Origin of the sequence: Streptomyces sp. NRRL F-5126 (genome assembly GCF_000721265.1) — a bacterium.
Taxonomy (GTDB): Bacteria; Actinomycetota; Actinomycetes; order Streptomycetales; family Streptomycetaceae; genus Streptomyces.
The window spans coordinates 464,677-482,019 of sequence record NZ_JOFZ01000001.1 but is presented as its reverse complement, the minus strand read 5'-3'; the positions used below and the strand labels follow the sequence as shown (position 1 = coordinate 482,019).

The 17,343-nt window shown below is 73.7% G+C and carries 15 protein-coding genes; 8 read left to right on the top strand and 7 right to left on the bottom strand.

Annotation, left to right across the window (positions count from 1 at the left end):
• Window positions 1–14 precede the first annotated feature (14 nt).
• Window positions 15–1,580: a M1 family metallopeptidase gene (locus IH48_RS0102205; protein ID WP_078849404.1), complete on the top strand. Its 1,566-nt coding sequence runs from the start codon at window positions 15–17 to the stop codon at window positions 1,578–1,580.
• 192 nt (window positions 1,581–1,772) lie between these two features.
• On the opposite strand, the gene IH48_RS0102200 is transcribed toward IH48_RS0102205, so the two are convergent.
• Window positions 1,773–2,348: a TerD family protein gene (locus IH48_RS0102200; protein ID WP_030898306.1), complete on the bottom strand. Its 576-nt coding sequence runs from the start codon at window positions 2,346–2,348 to the stop codon at window positions 1,773–1,775.
• A 100-nt stretch (window positions 2,349–2,448) separates the two neighbouring features.
• Window positions 2,449–3,762 (bottom strand): MFS transporter, encoded by a 1,314-nt coding sequence (locus IH48_RS0102195; protein ID WP_078849403.1) that lies wholly within the window; start codon window positions 3,760–3,762, stop codon window positions 2,449–2,451.
• Window positions 3,763–3,900: 138 nt separating this feature from the next.
• On the opposite strand from IH48_RS0102195, the gene IH48_RS0102190 reads away from it, so the two are divergent.
• Both IH48_RS0102190 and arfB read left to right on the top strand, forming a co-directional pair.
• Complete coding sequence (locus tag IH48_RS0102190) at window positions 3,901–4,875, top strand: LysR family transcriptional regulator (RefSeq protein ID WP_030898300.1); 975 nt, start codon at window positions 3,901–3,903, stop codon at window positions 4,873–4,875.
• A gap of 33 nt (window positions 4,876–4,908) precedes the next feature.
• Window positions 4,909–5,343 carry an alternative ribosome rescue aminoacyl-tRNA hydrolase ArfB gene (gene arfB, locus IH48_RS0102185; RefSeq protein WP_030898298.1) on the top strand — a complete coding sequence of 145 codons (435 nt, stop codon included), beginning with the start codon at window positions 4,909–4,911 and terminating at the stop codon, window positions 5,341–5,343.
• Between the two features lie 96 nt (window positions 5,344–5,439).
• Here arfB and IH48_RS0102180 read toward each other — a convergent pair whose 3' ends face one another.
• Window positions 5,440–5,922: a flavin reductase family protein gene (locus tag IH48_RS0102180; protein ID WP_107059225.1), complete on the bottom strand. Its 483-nt coding sequence runs from the start codon at window positions 5,920–5,922 to the stop codon at window positions 5,440–5,442.
• Window positions 5,923–6,352: 430 nt separating this feature from the next.
• On the opposite strand from IH48_RS0102180, the gene cdgB reads away from it, so the two are divergent.
• Complete coding sequence (gene cdgB, locus IH48_RS0102175; protein WP_030898293.1) at window positions 6,353–8,146, top strand: diguanylate cyclase CdgB; 1,794 nt, start codon at window positions 6,353–6,355, stop codon at window positions 8,144–8,146.
• Between the two features lie 93 nt (window positions 8,147–8,239).
• Window positions 8,240–9,250, top strand: a complete 1,011-nt coding sequence (locus tag IH48_RS0102170) for a carbohydrate-binding protein (RefSeq protein WP_030898289.1) — start codon at window positions 8,240–8,242, stop codon at window positions 9,248–9,250.
• 13 nt (window positions 9,251–9,263) lie between these two features.
• Here the strand turns inward: IH48_RS0102170 and IH48_RS0102165 are convergent, their stop codons facing one another.
• The 3 genes from IH48_RS0102165 to IH48_RS0102155 all read right to left on the bottom strand — a co-directional run bounded on the left by IH48_RS0102165 (window position 9,264) and on the right by IH48_RS0102155 (window position 12,519).
• Complete coding sequence (locus IH48_RS0102165; RefSeq protein ID WP_030898288.1) at window positions 9,264–10,187, bottom strand: 1-phosphofructokinase family hexose kinase; 924 nt, start codon at window positions 10,185–10,187, stop codon at window positions 9,264–9,266.
• 146 nt (window positions 10,188–10,333) lie between these two features.
• On the bottom strand, window positions 10,334–11,587 hold the full coding sequence (nagA, locus tag IH48_RS0102160; protein WP_078849401.1) for an N-acetylglucosamine-6-phosphate deacetylase: 1,254 nt from the start codon (window positions 11,585–11,587) through the stop codon (window positions 10,334–10,336).
• Window positions 11,587–12,519, bottom strand: coding sequence for an ROK family protein (locus tag IH48_RS0102155; RefSeq protein ID WP_030898283.1), 933 nt, complete (start codon window positions 12,517–12,519; stop codon window positions 11,587–11,589). Before IH48_RS0102155 ends, nagA begins: the two co-directional genes overlap by 1 nt.
• A 243-nt stretch (window positions 12,520–12,762) precedes the next feature.
• Here IH48_RS0102155 and IH48_RS0102150 point away from each other — a divergent pair, with 243 nt between their 5' ends.
• From IH48_RS0102150 to otsB, 3 genes are read left to right on the top strand one after another with little or no spacing between them, the layout of a single operon-like run.
• The gene (locus IH48_RS0102150) at window positions 12,763–14,001 is read left to right on the top strand and encodes an extracellular solute-binding protein (protein ID WP_051839102.1); all 1,239 of its coding nucleotides are present in this window, start codon (window positions 12,763–12,765) and stop codon (window positions 13,999–14,001) included.
• An 11-nt stretch (window positions 14,002–14,012) separates the two neighbouring features.
• On the top strand, window positions 14,013–14,339 hold the full coding sequence (locus tag IH48_RS34710) for a DUF3263 domain-containing protein (RefSeq protein WP_078849400.1): 327 nt from the start codon (window positions 14,013–14,015) through the stop codon (window positions 14,337–14,339).
• 26 nt (window positions 14,340–14,365) lie between these two features.
• The gene (gene otsB, locus IH48_RS0102140) at window positions 14,366–15,223 is read left to right on the top strand and encodes a trehalose-phosphatase (protein WP_030898278.1); all 858 of its coding nucleotides are present in this window, start codon (window positions 14,366–14,368) and stop codon (window positions 15,221–15,223) included.
• A gap of 452 nt (window positions 15,224–15,675) precedes the next feature.
• On the opposite strand, the gene IH48_RS0102130 is transcribed toward otsB, so the two are convergent.
• On the bottom strand, window positions 15,676–17,109 hold the full coding sequence (locus IH48_RS0102130; protein ID WP_030898276.1) for an alpha,alpha-trehalose-phosphate synthase (UDP-forming): 1,434 nt from the start codon (window positions 17,107–17,109) through the stop codon (window positions 15,676–15,678).
• Window positions 17,110–17,343 lie beyond the last annotated feature (234 nt).

Sequence of the window (17,343 nt, the reverse complement as noted above, 5' to 3'; positions counted from 1 at the left end):
TCGCCGATCGTGCCATGCCGCCCGGCCACGCCGTTGCGCCGATCGGGCGATGCCCGCGTGCGGCTGGGCGTGCGGGCCGCACGGCCCGCACATCCCGTGCGGCCGCAGCCACTGCGAAGGCGCCTGGTCCTGCTTACGATCAGCGCGTGGCCACCCGAATACGCCGGGGGCGTGCGCCCCTCACCCGCGCCGCCGCCGCGCCCCTTGCCGTCGCCCTCGTCCTGGTGGCATGCTCCGGGTCGAGCGGCGTCGGCCGCCTCCCCGGCGCGGGCGACCCGTACTTCCCCATCGGCAGCCGGGACTACGACGCCACCCACTACGCCCTCACCCTCTCGTACGCGCCGGCCACCGGCCGGCTCACCGGCACCGCCGAGATCACGGCACGCGCGAACAGGAGACTCGGCTCGCTCTCCCTCGACCTCGACGGAATGAACGTCTCGTCGGCGTCCGTGGACGGCGACCCCGCCGCCGTCACCCGGTCCGCCACGAAGCTGACGCTGCGCCCGCGCCACGCCCCGGCACCCGGCCGGTCCTTCCACGCCGTCGTGCACTACGCGGGCGTGCCGCGCCGGATCACCGACCCCGACGGCTCGCAGGAGGGGTGGCTCGCGTCCGACGGCGGACGCCGCGTCGCCGCGCTCGGCGAACCGACCGGCGCCATGGCGTGGTTCCCGTCCGACGACCGCCCGGGCGACAAGGCCACGTACGACATCAGCGTCAGCGTGCCCGAGGGGCTCACGGCGCTGTCCAACGGCGAACTGCGCGCGACGCGCCGCCACGAGGGGCGCACCACCTACACCTGGCACACGGCGCATCCGATGGCGAGCTATCTGGCGACGCTGGTGATCGGCCCGTACGCGACGCACCGCACGCGCCTCGCGCGCGCCGGCGGCGGCGGTCGCGCACTCACCGCCTTCACCGCGACCGATCCGCAGGCCGGTGCGGGCGGCAAGCGGCTGCTCGACGCCCTGCCGGGGATCGTGGCGTGGGAGGAGAAGACGTTCGGGCCCTACCCGTTCTCGTCAACCGGTGTGATCATCGGCCGCACCGGCGACTCGGGGTACGCCCTGGAGACGCAGAACCGCCCGTTCCTGCCGGGCCCCGAGGGCACGGCCACGCTCGTGCACGAGATGGCCCACCAGTGGTACGGCGACTGCGTGACCCCGGCGAGCTGGCGTGACATGTGGCTGAACGAGGGCTTCGCCACGTACGGGACGTGGCTGTGGCTCGACAGCCGCGCCGGCAAGGACCGCGTGCCGCTCGCGCGCAGCTTCGCCGACGCGTACGCGTCCGACGCGAACTGGGCGTTCCCGCCCGCCGATCCGCCCACGGCCGCCGACATCTCGCGGCCCCCGGTGTACGGGCGCGGCGCGATGGTCCTGCAGCGGCTGCGCGAGGTGGTCGGCGACGCCGCGTTCTTCCGGATCCTGCGCGGCTGGCCGCGCGCGCACCGCTACGGGAACGCGACGACGGCGGACTTCACGGCGTACGCGGAGCAGCAGGCGGGCCAGGCCGGCAAGCGGCTTGCGGCTGAGGTGTGGCGGCCGTGGCTGTACGGGCAGGGCAAGCCGGAGCCGTAGGCCGTGCCGGGCCGCTTACCGTGCCGGGCCGCATACCGTGCCGGGCCGCTTACCGTGCCGGGCCGCATACCGTGCCGGGCCGCATACCGTGCCAGGCCGCATACGCGGCCGACGCGAGGGGCCCGGTCGCAGCCGGACCCCCACGCACATGCCGAGCCGTCGCCGGGCCCCGTCGGCCCGTCGCCGGACCGTTCAGAGGTTGACGCCGAAGTCGGTCGCGATGCCGACGAGTCCGGAGGCGTAGCCCTGGCCGACGGCGCGGAACTTCCACTCGGCGCCGTTGCGGTACAGCTCGCCGAAGACCATGGCGGTCTCGGTCGCGGCGTCCTCGCTCAGGTCGTAGCGGGCGATCTCGGTGCCGCCTGCCTGGTTGACGACGCGGATGTAGGCGTTGCGCACCTGGCCGAAGTTCTGCTGGCGGTTGTCCGCGTCGTAGATGGAGACGGGGAAGACGACCTTGTCGCACTCGGCGGGCAGGGCCGCGAGGTTGACGTTGATCTGCTCGTCGTCGCCCTCGCCCTGGCCGGTGAGGTTGTCGCCGGTGTGCACGATGGACTGGTCCGGGGCGGACTTGTTGTTGAAGAAGACGAAGTGGCCGTCGGAGAGGACCTTGCCGTCGGGCTTCACCGCGATCGCCGAGGCGTCGAGGTCGAAGTCCTTGCCGGTCGTGGTGCGGACGTCCCAGCCGAGGCCGACCGTGACGGCGGTGAGGCCGGGGGCCTCCTTCGTGAGCGAGACGTTGCCGCCCTTGGACAGGCTTACAGCCATGGGAATTGTCCCTTTCGTCGTGTGCACTGGTGGCGGTACGGAAAGCTACCGCCACCCCCTACAACGCCACCAGGGCCGCGGCGGGTTCCATCCATGGTTCTCACGGCCTGTCAGAGGCCTCCCGCGCCGCCGGGCTCGCGTCCCCGTCCCTGTCCCGCGTCCCGGCCCCGCCCCCGTTCCCACTGGTCTCGCCGTGACGGCCCTTCACGCGGCACGGGAGCAGCAGCGGCGTGGCGAGGAGGATGACGCCGGCCGCCGCGATCGCGGTGCGGGCGCCGGCGACGGCCGCGAGCAGCCCCCACGCGGCGGTCATGGCCGCGATGGCGGCGCTGCTGCTGACGGACCAGGCCGACAGGGTGCGCGAGACCCGGCCGGGGTCGGTGCGGTCGAGCCGGTAGGTGGCCAGCACGGGGTTGAAGACGCCGCAGCACGTGACAAGACCGAGCTGGACGGCGATGACGAGCACCATTCCGGGGACGCCGGGCTGCACGAACGCGAGCCCCACCGGCCAGCACGCACGCAGCGCACCGCTGACGAGCAGCACCTCGCGCTGCCCGAACCGCGTCACGAGCCGGCTCGCGAGGCGCGAGCCGACGAGGCCGCCGACGCAGGGGGCCGCGAACACGAGACCGTACTGCCAGGGCGCGAACCCCAGGCGGCCGAGCAGGAGCACGGCGAGCAGCGGCTCCGAGGCCATGATCAGGCCGTTGACCACGATCGAGTTGAGGAACAGCGGGCGCAGCGTGCGGTGGGCGAGGATGTGGCGCCACCCTTCGAGCAGGTCGCCCGCTCGCAGCCGCGCCGCACCGGCCCGTGCGGGTCGTGCGGGTCGCGGCTCGCGGCCGCCGACCGCGCGGATTCCCAGCGCCGAGAGCAGATGGCTGACCGCGTCGGCCAGCACGGTCGCCACCGGCCCGAACAGCCCGATCGCGGCCCCGCCGAGCGGAGGGCCGACCACCGTCGCCGTCCAGGTCGTGGACTCGAAGCGGCCGTTCGCGACGAGCAGGTCGGCCGGCGCCACCAGCGACTTCAGGTAAGCGCCGCTGGCCGCCTTGAACGCGATGTTGGCCGCGGCGGCGACGACGGAGACGAGAAGGAGCTGGGCGAAGGTGAGCAGCCCCAGCGCGAACGCGGCCGGGACCGACGCCAGCGCCGCGAAGCGGACCAGATCCATCGCCACCATGACCGGCCGCTTGCGGCGGAACTCCACCCACGGGCCGAACGGCACCGCGACCACAGCGCCCACCGCACGGCCGGCGGCCGACAGCGCGGCCACCTGCGTCGGACCCGAGTGCAGCACGAGGATCGCGATCAGCGGAAAGGCCCCGAAACCGAGCCCCGTGCCGTACGCGCTGACCGCGTACGACGCCCACAACCACCCGAACCGCCTGCCGAGCGCCCGTCTGCCCATCATGCCGCGCCGCGCCGCCCCTCGCCGATCCGTACCCGACCCCCACTGGCCCCCGGCATCAAAGCGAGTGGAGGACGGCCGGAGCAAACAACCGGCTCGCCGGTACGCCACAACCTCCGGTTGTGCACGTACTCTCGCCGGGTGGACCTCGACGCCGTGCGCACCTTCGTGGCCATCGCGCGGACCGGGCGGTTCCGGGACGCGGCCGCGGAGCTGGCGATCACGCAGCAGGCCGTGTCCAAGCGCATGGCCGCGCTGGAGAAGGACCTCGGCGTGCGGCTGCTCACCCGCACCGCGCGAGGCGCCGAGCCGACCGTGGACGGACAGGCGCTCCTGCCGCACGCGCGCGACCTCCTGCGGTCGGAGGCGCGCGCCATCGCCTCGGTACGCCCGGGCCGGCGCGCCCTGCGCGTCGACGTGATCGGGCGGCGGCTCGCCCCGGCCGGCCTGCTGCGCGACTTCCGCCGCGCGCACCCCGAGGTCGAGCTCGACGTCGTCACCCTCTTCGACGCCGGCGCGGCCTTCGACGCCATCAGGTCGGGCACGCTCGACGCGTCCATCCGGGCCGTGGGCGCGCCCGGCGGGCGGCTCCCCGACGACCTCGCCGCGGCCAGGGCGTACGACGAGCCGATCCAGCTCCTCACCGGCCCGTTCCACGCACTCGCCGACGCCGGCGCGGTCGCGCCCGCCGAGCTCGCGGGGCGCCGGATCTGGATGCCCGGCATCGCGCCGGGCACCGAGTGGGCCGCGTACTACGACGCACTCGCCGCCGCGTTCGGACTCACCATCGAGGTCACGGGGTCCGACTTCGGTGCCGAGCCCCTGCTCGACACCCTCGCCCCGTCCCGGTCGCTCGCCACCCTCGTCGGCGAGCGGACGATCCTGTCCTGGCCCGACGGCGGCGGCCTGCGGCGCATCGCCCTGCGGGAGCCTTCGCCCTGCTACCCGCACTCGCTGGTGTGGCACCCCGACAACGCGCACCCGGCGCTCGCCGCGCTCCTCGACCACCTGTGCACGGGACGGTACGGCCACGGCGGCCCCGGCGGCCACGGCGCCCCCGGCACCTGGACTCCGGACTGGGCGCGGCTTCAGGACTCAGGCGTCAAAAGAAGGTGACGCGCGGGCGCGTGCCGCGCGACCATGGGGACCATGCCCGGGCCGCCCTACGTCATCCGAGGCTCGGTCTCCCTGCCCGAGGCCGAGCTCATGTGGCGTTTCTCCCGTTCCTCCGGCCCCGGCGGGCAGCACGTCAACACGACCGACTCGCAGGTCGAGCTGCGTTTCGACCTCGCGCGCACCAAGGCGCTGCCGCCGGTGTGGCAGGAGCGCGCTATCGAACGCCTCGCGGGCCGCCTGGTCGACGGGGTCGTCGCCGTAAGGGCCTCCGAGCACCGCTCGCAGTGGCGCAACCGGGAGACGGCCGCGGTCAGGCTGGCGTCGCTGCTCGCGGAGGCGACCGCGCCGCCGCCGAGGCCGCGCAGGGCGTCGAAGGTGCCCCGGGGGATCAACGAGCGGCGCCTGCGGGAGAAGAAGCGGCGCGGCGAGACGAAGCGCGGCCGCTCGGGCCGCGACCGCGACTGGTGAACCGCGACGGCTGACCTGCGGCGGCCGACCCGCGGCGGCTGACCCGCGGCGGCTGACCCGCGGCGGGTGAACCGCGGCGGGTGAACCGGGCCCGGCTCACTCCAGCCTGCGGTAACGCCCCTTGAAGTAAGCCAGCGGGCCGCCTTCGGCCGGCGGCAGCTCCACCGCAAGCACCCTGCCGATCACCAGCGTGTGGTCCCCGGCCGGCACCCGCTGCTCCGTCCTGCACTCCATCGTGGCGAGCGCGCCGCGCACCAGGGGCGCGTCCGTCAGCTCGCCCCTGCGGTAGGGGACGTCCTCGAACAGCAGCCGGTCGCTCAGCCGCCCCTTCATGGCGAACCGCCCGGCGATGTGGCGCTGGCTCTCGGTCAGCAGCGACGCCCCCCAGAGCGGCTGCTCGTCCAGCAGGTCGTCCATGCGGGAGCCGGTGCGCACGCTCACCAGCACCAGCGGCGGGTCGAGCGACACGGAGAGGAAGGCCGTCGCCGTCATCCCCGCGTCCTCGCCCTGCGGCCCGTCCTCGGTGAGGGGCGCCTCGCGTGCCGTCACCAGCACCACGCCCGCGGCAAGCCGGGACATGACGCCGCGGAACTCGTCGTTGCTCACCCCCTCAGCATGGGGGACGTCGCCCCGGTGGCCGGGCAGGGGGGATGCGGAGGCAGGTGTCGTCTGGTGCACGTCGGGGACGCTAACCGGAGCGGCGCGGTCACCGCATCGGGCCAGGGGACCAGCCGGGTCCTAGGACCGGCCGGGACGCACGGCCCGGTCCCGTCCCACGGCCCGCACGAAGCGGACAGTCGGCTGAACCGTGTTCAAAAACTGCATGGAGCGCTCTCCGTGGCTCGTCCCGATCGTTCATCATTTGGTGTGACTTGACTCACAGAGCTCATTAATCGTTGACCCTGTGTACCGGCGGTACAGCTCGCTGTGATTCAGTGGCGGGAACAGCGCAACGCGAGAGCCGATCAGAAATCTGGAGTTGCTGTCGAGGTCTCAGGGAGAGCGAGCGATGGAGACCGAGTCGGAGCCCTATGTCCGCCTTGCGACCATGCGGCACCTGCACCAGGTCGTCGCTGAGCTCAACACTGCCCGCAGCCTGGCGGACACCCTGCAGACCGTCGCCGACGGCGTGGTCACGGGACTCGGCTACGAGCTCGCCTGCGTCAACGTCGTCCAGGCCGACGGCGACCTCGTCGTCGCCGCCTTCGCGGGATCCGCGGCGGCCGAGGCGCTGATCGCCGGCCGCGTGGGCTCCCGCTCCTCCTGGGAGCGCCGCATCAACATGGGCGAGCGGTGGGGCGACCTGCGGTTCATACCCCACACCGAGGGCTGGATACTCCTCGACGACGACGTGCCCCAGTGGTACACCGAGGGACCCGAGCCCCAGTTCGAGGACGAGTGGCATCCGCAGGACCGCCTCTACGCACCCATGTACGCGTCAACGGGCGGCGGCTGCAGCGAACTGCTCGGCGTCATCTCCGTCGACCGCCCGCGCGGCGGGCGCAAGCCGGGCACCTGGGGCCGTGAGGCCCTCCAGATGTACGCGTCACAGGCGGCCTTCGCCATCAGCAACGCCCGGCTGCGCGCCAACATGCAGCGCGCCCTCGTACGCCTCGAACGCGAGCAGCAGGCCCTGCGTGCCAGCGAGGAGTCGTTCCGCCAGGCCTTCGAGTACGCGCCGAGCGGCATGGCCGTCGCCGAGATGGGCGGCGACCAGCGCGGCAGGCTGCTGCGGACGAACGACGCGCTGTGCCGGCTGCTCGGCAGGCCCGCGTCCGCGATGCGCCGGTACTCGTTCGCCGACCTCGTGCATCCCGAGGACATCGGCACGCTGCTGCGCACCTCGGCCGAGGGCGGCCGCGCCGAGCTGCGGCTCACCCGCCGCGACGGCAGCTACGTCTGGGTGTCGCTGCGCAACTCCGTCGTCGCCGACACGGCCGACGGCCCGCGCTTCCTGCTCACGCACGTCGAGGACATCGAGGAGCGCAAGAGCCGCGAGCTGCAGCTCGCGCACCGCGCCTCGCACGACTCGCTGACCGGCCTGCCCAACAGCGCCGAGCTGCGGGCCAGGCTCAGCGCGCGCCTGTGCGCGCGGCCCGGCGCCTCGCGTGCGGCGACGGCGGTCGAGCAGCTCGACGCGGCGTTCGGCGGTACCCCGTACGAGGGGACGGCGTACGACGCGACCCTGTACGGCGCAAACGCCCACGACGGGACCGCGTACGACGGGTATGACGGAAACGACGGCTCCGACGGGTACGACGGCTCCGACGGGTACGGATCGGGCCAGGACGCCTACGAGGAGCGCACCGGTGAGCGCGGCGGCGGCTTCGGCGGGTTCACGCCCGGCGGCAGCGCCTACGACCACCACGTCCATGTGGTCGCCCCCGGCGAGGGCGCGGAGGGCGCGAAGGGGCTCGCGGTCCTCTTCTGCGACCTGGACGGCTTCAAGTCGATCAACGACAGGTTCGGCCACAACACCGGCGACGCCGTGCTGATCGAGGTCGCCAGGCGGCTGACCACGGGCGTGCGGGACGGCGACACGGTCGCGCGCCTCGGCGGGGACGAGTTCGTGGTGCTCGCCGACGGCCTCGGCCCGGGAGACGCATCCGACCTCGCGACCCGGCTGCGGAACGCGATCCTCCCGCCGATCAGGGTGGACGGACGCGCGGTGCGGGTCGGCGCCAGCTTCGGCATCAGCTGGGCGAGCTGCGGGATGTCGGTCGAGGACGTCCTGAAGTCGGCGGACCAGCGCATGTACATCGAGAAGCGGTCCAGGAGCAGGGTGCACCGCAGGGCCGGCTGACCCGCGGCCCGAGGAAAGTCCTGGCGCTCAGCCTTACGAGGTAGGCTCGCCCGGTCGGCGACGCTGACGAGATGGTAGAGGAGTGATCCAGGGATGACGGCCGGGAACGACGGCGCGAGCACGCCCGAGGACGACGACCCCTTCGGCTATCTGTACGCCGACGGTCAGCAGTCGGGCGGTGCCCAGCAGCAGCGGCGGCAGGGCGGCTACGGCTACCCGGGCCCGACCGCGCAGCCCGGTGTGCCCAGGACGTCGTACAACCAGGTCAGGACCGTCGGCGAGCGCCAGTACGGGCAGCAGCAGGTGCCGCCGCAGGGCCAGTACGGCCAGCCCCCGCAGGCCCAGTACGGCCAGCCCCAGCAGCCGTACGGGCAGCAGGGCGGCTACGGCTCGCCCAACCCGCACTACGCGGCCCCCGAGACCCAGCCGGGCGGTCCGGTACGCCAGGACCCGCCGCCCGGGCAGCAGCGCAGGGGCGGCGGCCGGGGCCCGAACACCCGGGGCCTGCTGATCGCCGCGGTCGCCGTGGTCGCCGCCGTCGTGATCGGCATCACCGTCGCGCTGTCGACCAGCGGCGACGGGGACCCCAAGAACCAGGCCGGCGGCTCGGGCAGCTCGCCGAGCGCCGGCACCTCGCAGCAGCCTTCCACCTCGCCGTCCACGAGCCCGAGCGCCGACGCGCCGCTGCCCGAGCAGGACGCCTCGACGCTGCAGCTCGGGGCGCCGGCCGCGGCGTCGACCGACGTGCCGGGGGCGCAGGCCAAGGGCGGCGTCTACGTGTCGATGCCGAGCGTGGGGGCGTCGGCGACGTGGACGGTCAGCGTGCCGAAGAAGGGCGACTACACGCTCTTCGTGAACTACGGCGTGCCCGGCAAGGACGCGAAGATGTCGCTGTTCGTCAACGACCAGGACCGGCGCTCGATCAGCATGAAGAACTTCGCGAATGCCCCCGCGGGCGCGGCGGACAAGGGCTGGACGACCACCTACTCGTGGCTCAGCCTCGACAAGGGCTCCAACACGATCAAGATCTCCTGTGAGCAGGGCGACCAGTGCGGCGTCAACCTCGACCAGGTGAAGCTGAAGTCGGGCCACGTCACGAGCTGACCGCGGCGAGCGGTCAGGCGACCGTCTCGACGGTGACCCGCGGCAGCACTTCCTCGTACGCGGCCGCGTCGAACTCGCCGGCCGCCGGGGCCAGCACCGTCGCCATCGACAGCGCGACGGCGCGGCGCAGCCGGTCGGGCCAGGCCATGCCCTCGGCGAGGGCGGAGAGCAGGCCGGCGACGGCGGAGTCGCCCGCGCCCGTCGGGTTGCCGCGCGCCGCAGCCGGCGGACGGGCGCGCCAGGAGCCGTCGGGCGTGGTGGCGAGGATCCCGTCGGGTCCGAGGGAGGCGATGACGGAGCGTGCCCCGCGGCGCCGGGCGTCCCGGCCGGCGCGCGCCGGTTCGCGGGAGCCGGTGAGCGCGGCGAGCTCGTCGGCGTTGGGCTTCACGATGTCGGGACGCGCGGCCACGCCGCGGCGCAGCGGCTCGCCGCTGGTGTCGAGCAGGACGCTCACCCCGGCGGTGCGGGCGAGTCGCACCAGCTCGGCGTACGCGCCGACGTGCAGCCCCGGCGGCAGGCTGCCGCACAGCGCCACGGCCTGCGCGCCGTCGAGCAGCCGCTCGTACGTGGCGGTGAACGTCCCCCACTCGGCGGCCGACACGACGGGGCCCGGCTCGTTGAACTGCGTGGTGTCACCGCTCTTCTCGTCGGCGACGGCCAGGGTGCGGCGGGTCGTGCCCGCGATCCCCACGAAGGCGTCGACGGTGCGCGGTGACAGGCGCGCGAGCAGCTGCCGCACGTCGTCGCCCGTCCTGCCGCCGAGGAAACCGGTGGCGACGGTCTCGTGGCCGAGGCCGGACAGCACGCGCGCGACGTTGACGCCCTTGCCGCCGGGACGCTCGGAGACCTCGCTGACGCGGTGACTCGACCGCGGCACCAGTGAGGCGGTGCGGTAGGTGATGTCCAGGGCCGCGTTGAGGGTGACGGTGAGAATCACGCGGCCCCCACCCCCAATCCTCTTCTTCGTGCGCCGGTTCAGGCGCTGCCGATCGCCGTGTTCGATCATGCCAAACACGAGCGCCCCGGCCTAGAGGGGGAAGGGAGGCGTCCGTGGGATCCGGCCGCGCCGGCCGGCGGCACGGCTCAGGCCGCGCGCGGGTCCACCACCCACGCGCCCTTGTGCAGGACACCCTTCAGGGTGAAGTCCGCGTCGAGGATCACCGCGTCGGCGTCCTTGCCCGGTTCGAGGGAGCCCACCCGGTCGTCGAGGCCCAGCAGGCGTGCGGGGTTGGCCGAAATCGCGCGGACGACGTCCTCGACCCCGAGCCCGTCGATCGTCGCGGCCCGCTTGAAGGCGGTGTCGAGCGTGAGCGTCGAACCGGCGATCGACCCGTTCTCGACGACGCGCGCGACGCCGTCCTTCACCTCGACCTCCAGCGGGCCGAGTGCGTACGTCCCGTCGCCGAAGCCGGCCGCGTCCATCGCGTCCGTGATGAACGCGACGCGCGACGCGCCCGCGCACCGCAGCGCCACACCGAGCGCCGCCGGGTGCAGGTGGGTGCCGTCGTTGATCAGCTCCACCGTGACGCGCTCGTCGTCAAGCAGGGCCGCGATCGGCCCAGGCGTGCGGTGGCCGAGCGGCGGCATCGCGTTGAACAGGTGCGTCGCGACCGTCGCGCCCGCGTCGATCGCCTCGACGGTCTGCTCGTACGTCGCGTCCGTGTGGCCGAGCGCCGCGATCACGCCGTGGTCGGCGAGCAGCCGCACCGAGTCGAGGCCGCCCGGCAGCTCAGCGGCGAGCGTCATCATCCGCGCGGTGCCGCGAGCGGCCTTCACCAGCGTCAGGACGTCCGCCGGGTCAGGGTGGCGCAGCAGCGCCTCGCTGTGCGCGCCCTTCCTGCACGGCGAGATGAACGGCCCCTCGAAGTGGACGCCCGCCAAATCGCCCTGCTCGACCAGCTCGGACAGCACGCCCGCGCGCCGGGCGAGGAAGTCGAGCTCGCCGGTGACCGTGGAGGCGACGACCGTCGTCGTGCCGTGCTCGCGGTGCGTGCGCACGCCCTTGAGCACGTCCTCGTGCGATCCGGACGTGAAGGATGCGCCACCGCCTCCGTGGTTGTGCATGTCCACGAAGCCGGGCACGATCCAGTGCCCGCTCAGGTCGACGGTGGGTGCGCCCTCGGGGGCCGAGCCGGCGATGCGGCCGCCCTGCACGATGACCCGTCCGCCGTCGACGATGCCCGTGGGCAGGACGACGCGGCCCCCGGTCAGCACGGTGCACGTGCCGGTGCCGGTGCCGGTGCCGACGGGCGCGGTGCCGGGCGCGGTGGCTTGCGGGGCCGCGGTGCCAGGCCCGGTCGAGGACGGGGAAGCGGGCGACGTGGGTACGGCGGCCATCAGGCTCTTACCTCCGTGGCGAGTAGGTCCCAGGCGAGCAGTCCGGCGCCGAGGCACCCCGCGGTGTCGCCGAGTGCGGCCGGAACGATGGTGGGCGTTTTCTGGAAGGTGACCTTCTCCGCGACGGCCGCGCGCAGCGGCCCGAACAGCGTGTCGCCCGCCTCGGCGAGGCCGCCTCCGACGATCAGGGTGCGCGGGTCGAGCAGCGTCAGGGCCGTGACGAGCCCGGCGGCGAGCGCGTCGACCGCGTCACGCCACACCTCGGCGGCGGCGGGGTCGCCCGAGGCGACGGCCTTGGCGCAGTCCGCGGCGTCCGCGCGGGGATCGCCGCACGCCGCCGCCCATGCGCGGGTGACCGCGCGGGCCGAGCCGAGCATCTCCAGGCAGCCGTACTGCCCACAGCTGCACTGCGGCCCGTCGGGGCGCACGACGACGTGGCCGATCTCGCCGGCGACACCGTGCGCGCCCTCCTCAATGGCGCCGTTGATGCCGATGGCACCCGCGATGCCCGTGCCGATGGGCATGAACAGGAAGCGGTCCGAGCCGCGGCCCGCGCCGAGGCGGCCCTCGGCGAGGCCGCCGGTGCGTACGTCGTGTCCCAGCGCCACGGGGATTCCGCCGAGCCGCTCGCCGACCAGGGCGCGCAGCGGCACGTCCTGCCAGCCGAGGTTCGCCGCGTAGACCGCGATGCCGCGCCCGGTGTCGACGACGCCGGGTACCGCGACGCCCGCGGCGCGCGCCCCCTCGCCGAACCGCTCGGCGCCGTACGCGTACAGGTCCGCCGCGAAGCCGAGGATCGCCTCCACGACCGCGTCGGCCCCGCGCTCCCTGCCCGTGGGCCTGCGCGCCTCGTGCAGCAGCTCGCCGTCCGCCCCCACGAGGGCGGCCTTCATGCCGGTGCCGCCCACATCGAGGGCGATGACGTGTTTCACGGGGACAGTCTCGCGCGTACACCCTTGAGAGGTCTAGTCCACTCTGCGTGATCTTTCCCGCTCGTACAAGGGCAGCCCCTGCCTTCGGCGTATTTTTCCCACCCCACCGTCGTCCGCGCGGCATCGTCCGCGTACCGTCAAGTCTTCGTTTCTCCGTTCGATCGTCGGGCTTCCCTGCCCCGCGGTGGGCGAAAGGTGGGAAGAGGAGCAGTGCGCCAACGCTGTCTGGGCATCGCCACGGCCATGGTCGTCACGAGCACCGCCATGGGCGCCGCGGGGTGCGGCGGCCCGGCCGGTCCGGGCGACGTCACGCTCAAGCTCGTGGCCGCGGACTACGGCAACAGCCCGAAGACGTCGTCCAGCGTCTACTGGAAGAAGCTGGCCGCCGAGTTCGGCAAGAAGCACCCGCACATCAAGGTGGACGTGGACGTCCGCTCCTGGAAGACCGTCGACGCCGACGTGGCGGCGATGGTCAAGCGCGGCGACGCGCCCGACATGGCGCAGGTGGGCTCGTTCGCCGACTACGCCGACAAGGGCGAGCTCTACAGCGCCGACCAGATACTCAGCGTCCCGGTCCAGTCGAGCTTCGTCTCGCAGCTGGCCGAGGCGGGCAGGGTCAACCAAAAGGAGTACGGACTGCCGTTCGTCGCCTCCACGCGGCTGCTGTTCTACAACCGCGACCTCTTCGACGCGGCCGGCATCAAGGCCCCGAAGGACTGGGCCGACATCGCGAGCGACGCGCAGGCGCTGAAGAACGACGGCGTCCCCGTGCCGTTCGCCCTGCCGCTCGGCAGCGAGGAGGCCCAGGCCGAGACCATGATGTGGATGCTCAGCGGTGGCGGCGGCTACACCGACACCACGGACGGCCCGTACACCATCGACTCGGACGACAACGTCAGGACGTTCGAGTGGCTCAAGGACAACCTGGTCGGCAAGGGCCTCACAGGACCCGTCGCGCCGGGGAAGCTGGACCGCGCCGACGCCTTCAAGGAGTTCACCGAGGGCAAGGTCGGCATGCTCAACGGCCACCCGACGCTGATGAACGACGCGCGCAAGGCGGGCATCGACTTCGGCATGGTGCCGATGCCGGGCAAGGACGGCATGGCCAAGTCGTCGATGGGCGTGGCCGACTGGATGATGGCGTTCAAGCAGAACGGCCACGCCAAGCAGATCGGCGAGTTCCTCGACTACGTGTACGACGACCAGAACGTCCTGGACTTCGCGACCCAGTACGACCTGCTGCCCGTCACCTACAGCGCCAACGACGAGATGTCGGTCGACGACAGCGAGAAGGACCTGCACCAGTTCCAGAAGACGCTCAGCACCTCTGAGCTCTATCCGTTCGGCAAGAGCTCGTGGTCGCGGGTGAGCGAGCTGATCAAGAAGAACATCGGGCAGGCCGTCGAGCCGGGACACGACCCGCAGCAGGTCCTCTCGAAGATCGCCAAGGAGGCCGGGTCGGCGGACGCGGCCGCCCAGTAGCCTGGCTGACCATGCCGACCGAAGCCCCGGAACCCGCCCGTGCCGACGACTCCGGTACCCCTGCCGGCGACTCCGCCGCGGGCGACTCGGCCGCGGGTGACTGCGCCGCCGGGGGCGGACTGTCCGCGCGGGACGAGGCCGTGCTGGCGATGGAGCGGCGCCCCTGGCCGGGCCCGGGGGCGAAGGAGCGGGCGATACGCGAGCAGCTCGCGCTGTCCCCGACGCGCTACTACCAGCTCCTGAGCGCGCTGCTCGACGACCCCGCCGCCCTCGCCCACGACCCTGTCACCGTCAACCGGCTGCGCCGCGTGCGCCAGGCGTACCGGGACGCCCGCTGAGGCGCGGGCCGGTAGGGTCGGATGCCATGGGCAGCAACCGCACCCCCTCCTTGCCCCGGCCCGCCACCGCAGCGGGGGCGGCCGGCCTCGCCGCCCTCCTCGCCGCGCCGCAGAAGGCCCTCGTCGCCCTCGACTTCGACGGCACGCTCGCCGAGATCGTGCCCGACCCCGAGCAGGCGCGTGCCCACCAGGACGTCGTGCCCGCGCTCGCCGCGCTCGCCCCGCACATCGCCTCGGTCGTGGTGATCACCGGACGCCCCGCGGCGGTCGCCGTGGAGTACGGCGGGTTCGCCGGCGTCCCGGGCCTCGACGGGCTCGTGGTGCTCGGCCACTACGGCGCCGAGCGCTGGGACGCTGCGGGCGGTGCGCCGCGCACCCCGCCCCCGCACCCCGGCGTCGCCGCCGCACGCGCCGAACTCCCCGTCCTCCTCGGCCGCTTCGCCGCCGGTCAGGACGTGAAGGTCGAGGACAAGGGACACGCGTTCGCCGTCCACACCCGCAGGGCCGCATCGCCGGTGGCGGCCTTCGACGCCCTGCGCGCCCCGCTGGAAGACCTGGCGTCCCGCCACGGCCTGCTCCTCGAACCCGGCCGCATGGTCCTCGAACTGCGGCCGCCCGGCATGGACAAGGGCGTCGCGCTCACCGCGTTCGCGCGCGAGAAGGGCGCGGAGAGCGTCGTCTACGCCGGCGACGACCTCGGCGACCTCGCCGCCTACGACGCGGTGGACGCCCTGCGCTCCGAGGGCCGCGGCGGGCTGCTCGTCTCCAGCGGCACGGCCACCCCGGAGCTGACGGCGCGCGCCGACCTCGCGCTGGCCGGCCCCGCCGACCTGGCGGCGTTCCTCGCCGAGCTCGCGACCGCGCTCGGCGGCGCCGCGCGCTGACGCCGCCGCCCCGGCGGCCACGCGGCACGGGCACCCCGTGCGGGTACCTCTGCCCGAGGCCGTGCGGACACACGGCTCGGCCGCGGCAGCCGGCCAAGCACGCGCGGCTCAGCGCCGGCCGGCAGTCCAAGACGCGCGGCGCAGGGCCGGCGGCTCAGCGCCGGCCGAGAGCCCAGGACGCCCAGCGCAGGATGCGCGGCTCGGGACGCCCAGCGCAGCGCCGGCAGTCCAGGACGTGTACGGCTCAGCGCCCGCCGGATGCTCAGGACACGCAGCTCGGGATGCGCGGCTCGGGACGCGCAGTGCAGCGCCGGCAGTCCAGGACTTGTGCGGCTCAGCGAGCGCCGGATGCTCAGGACGCCCAGCTCGGGATGCGTGGCTCGGGACGCGCAATGCAGCGCCGGCAGTCCAGGACGTGCAGCACAGGGCCCGGCAGCGCCGAGGCGCTGCCGTCAGGCGCGCAGCTCCGCGAGCTGGTCGAGGAACCACCGGCTCGGCGGGAGCGCCGTGGCCGCTGCCGCCAGCCGCTTCGTGCGCTCGCCGCGTTCGCCGGCCGGCATCGCCAGCGCCTCGTGCAGTGCCTGCGCCGTAGCCGTGATGTCGTACGGGTTGACCACCAGCGCGTCCTCGCCCAGCTCCTCGTACGCGCCCGCCTCGCGCGACAGCACCAGCGCGCAGCCGCCGTCGGAGACGACCGGCACCTCCTTCGCGACGAGGTTCATGCCGTCCCTGATCGGGTTGACCAGCGCGACGTCCGCGATGCGGTACGCCGCGAGCGAGCGCGCGAAGTCGTCCTCCAGGTGCAGCAGCACCGGTGTCCAGCCGTCCGTGCCGAACTCGGCGTTGATCTCGTCGGCGAGCTGCCGCACCCGTTCCATGTAGGAGCGGTACACCGCGAGGTCCTGACGCGACGGGTACGCGAACGCCACGTGCACCACGCGCTCACGCCACTCGGGCCGCTCCGTGAGCAGGGCGCGGAACGCGAGGAGGCCGCGCACGATGTTCTTCGACAGCTCCGTGCGGTCCACCCGCACGATCGTGCGGCGCGGCGCCCCCGACGCGTCGGTGCCGATCTGCTCGCGCAGCATCCCGATCCGCTCGCCGACGTCCGCGCGGTGTGCCCGCTCCCGCAGGAAGTCCGCGTCCGCGCCGAGCCCGTGCACCCCGGTGCGCGTCTCGCCCGTGCCGCCGAGCAGCGCGTCGCAGCACGCACGGAACGCGTCCGCCCAGCGCTTGGTCAGGAAGCACGCGCGGTCGGCGCCGAGCATGCCGCGCAGCAGCTGGCGCGCGATGTCGTCCGGCAGCAGTCCGAAGTAGTCCACGGGCGCCCACGGCGTGTGCGAGAAGTGCCCGATCCGCAGGTCGGGCCGCAGCGCGCGCAGCATGCCGGGCACGAGCGCCAGGTGGTAGTCCTGCACGAGCACGGCGGCACCCTCGCGCGCGTCGTCGGCCAGCGCCTCGGCGAACGCGCGGTTGTACGCCTCGTAGGAGGCCCACTGCGCCCGGAACTCCGTGCCGAACGACGGCTCGACCGGCGTCTGGAAGAGCATGTGGTGCACGAACCACAGCACCGAGTTCGCGATGCCGTTGTACGCGTCGCCGTGCACCTCGGGCGGGATACCCAGCATCCGCACGCGCTGCCCGCCGGTGTCGCCCGGGTCGAGCCGCCCGCCCGTGCGGCGCACCGCCTCGCGGTCGCCGTCGCCGAGCGCCGCGCACACCCATACCGCGTCCGTGTCCGGCCCTGTCGCGGACAGCCCGGACACCAGGCCGCCGCCGCCGCGCCGGGCCGCCAGCGTGCCGTCGTCCTGAAGGGTGTATGAGACGGGCCCGCGGTTGGAAGCCACTAGGACGGAAGCGCCGTGCGCGTCGTGCTCGGAAGCCATATCGCGAACCTAGCCAGTCCTGGAAACGCTCAAACGTACGGACGGGGCTGGTGGGGCACCGGTGACGGCGCACATGACGGCGCATGACGGCACGGGCACGGCGCGCGCACGGGGACCGCACGGCGGCCGCGCAGCGACCGCGCGGCAGGCCCGCGTCGGGTCCATGGGTGGCCCGCGTGTGGCCTTGGACACCAGGAGCCGGTCGCAAGCACGGATCACCGGTGGACCGGAAGT

What these genes read in the sequence shown, in the direction of transcription:
- arfB (WP_030898298.1), top strand. Translation starts at nt 4,909, where the DNA reads ATGCCCGGGCCGCCCTACGTCATCCGAGGCTCGGTCTCCCTGCCCGAG.
- IH48_RS0102130 (WP_030898276.1), bottom strand. Translation starts at nt 17,109, where the DNA reads ATGGCTTCCGAGCACGACGCGCACGGCGCTTCCGTCCTAGTGGCTTCC.
- IH48_RS0102180 (WP_107059225.1), bottom strand. Translation starts at nt 5,922, where the DNA reads ATGTCCCGGCTTGCCGCGGGCGTGGTGCTGGTGACGGCACGCGAGGCG.
- cdgB (WP_030898293.1), top strand. Translation starts at nt 6,353, where the DNA reads ATGGAGACCGAGTCGGAGCCCTATGTCCGCCTTGCGACCATGCGGCAC.
- nagA (WP_078849401.1), bottom strand. Translation starts at nt 11,587, where the DNA reads ATGGCCGCCGTACCCACGTCGCCCGCTTCCCCGTCCTCGACCGGGCCT.
- IH48_RS0102170 (WP_030898289.1), top strand. Translation starts at nt 8,240, where the DNA reads ATGACGGCCGGGAACGACGGCGCGAGCACGCCCGAGGACGACGACCCC.
- IH48_RS34710 (WP_078849400.1), top strand. Translation starts at nt 14,013, where the DNA reads ATGCCGACCGAAGCCCCGGAACCCGCCCGTGCCGACGACTCCGGTACC.
- IH48_RS0102205 (WP_078849404.1), top strand. Translation starts at nt 15, where the DNA reads ATGCCGCCCGGCCACGCCGTTGCGCCGATCGGGCGATGCCCGCGTGCG.
- IH48_RS0102195 (WP_078849403.1), bottom strand. Translation starts at nt 3,762, where the DNA reads ATGATGGGCAGACGGGCGCTCGGCAGGCGGTTCGGGTGGTTGTGGGCG.
- IH48_RS0102150 (WP_051839102.1), top strand. Translation starts at nt 12,763, where the DNA reads ATGGTCGTCACGAGCACCGCCATGGGCGCCGCGGGGTGCGGCGGCCCG.
- IH48_RS0102200 (WP_030898306.1), bottom strand. Translation starts at nt 2,348, where the DNA reads ATGGCTGTAAGCCTGTCCAAGGGCGGCAACGTCTCGCTCACGAAGGAG.
- otsB (WP_030898278.1), top strand. Translation starts at nt 14,366, where the DNA reads ATGGGCAGCAACCGCACCCCCTCCTTGCCCCGGCCCGCCACCGCAGCG.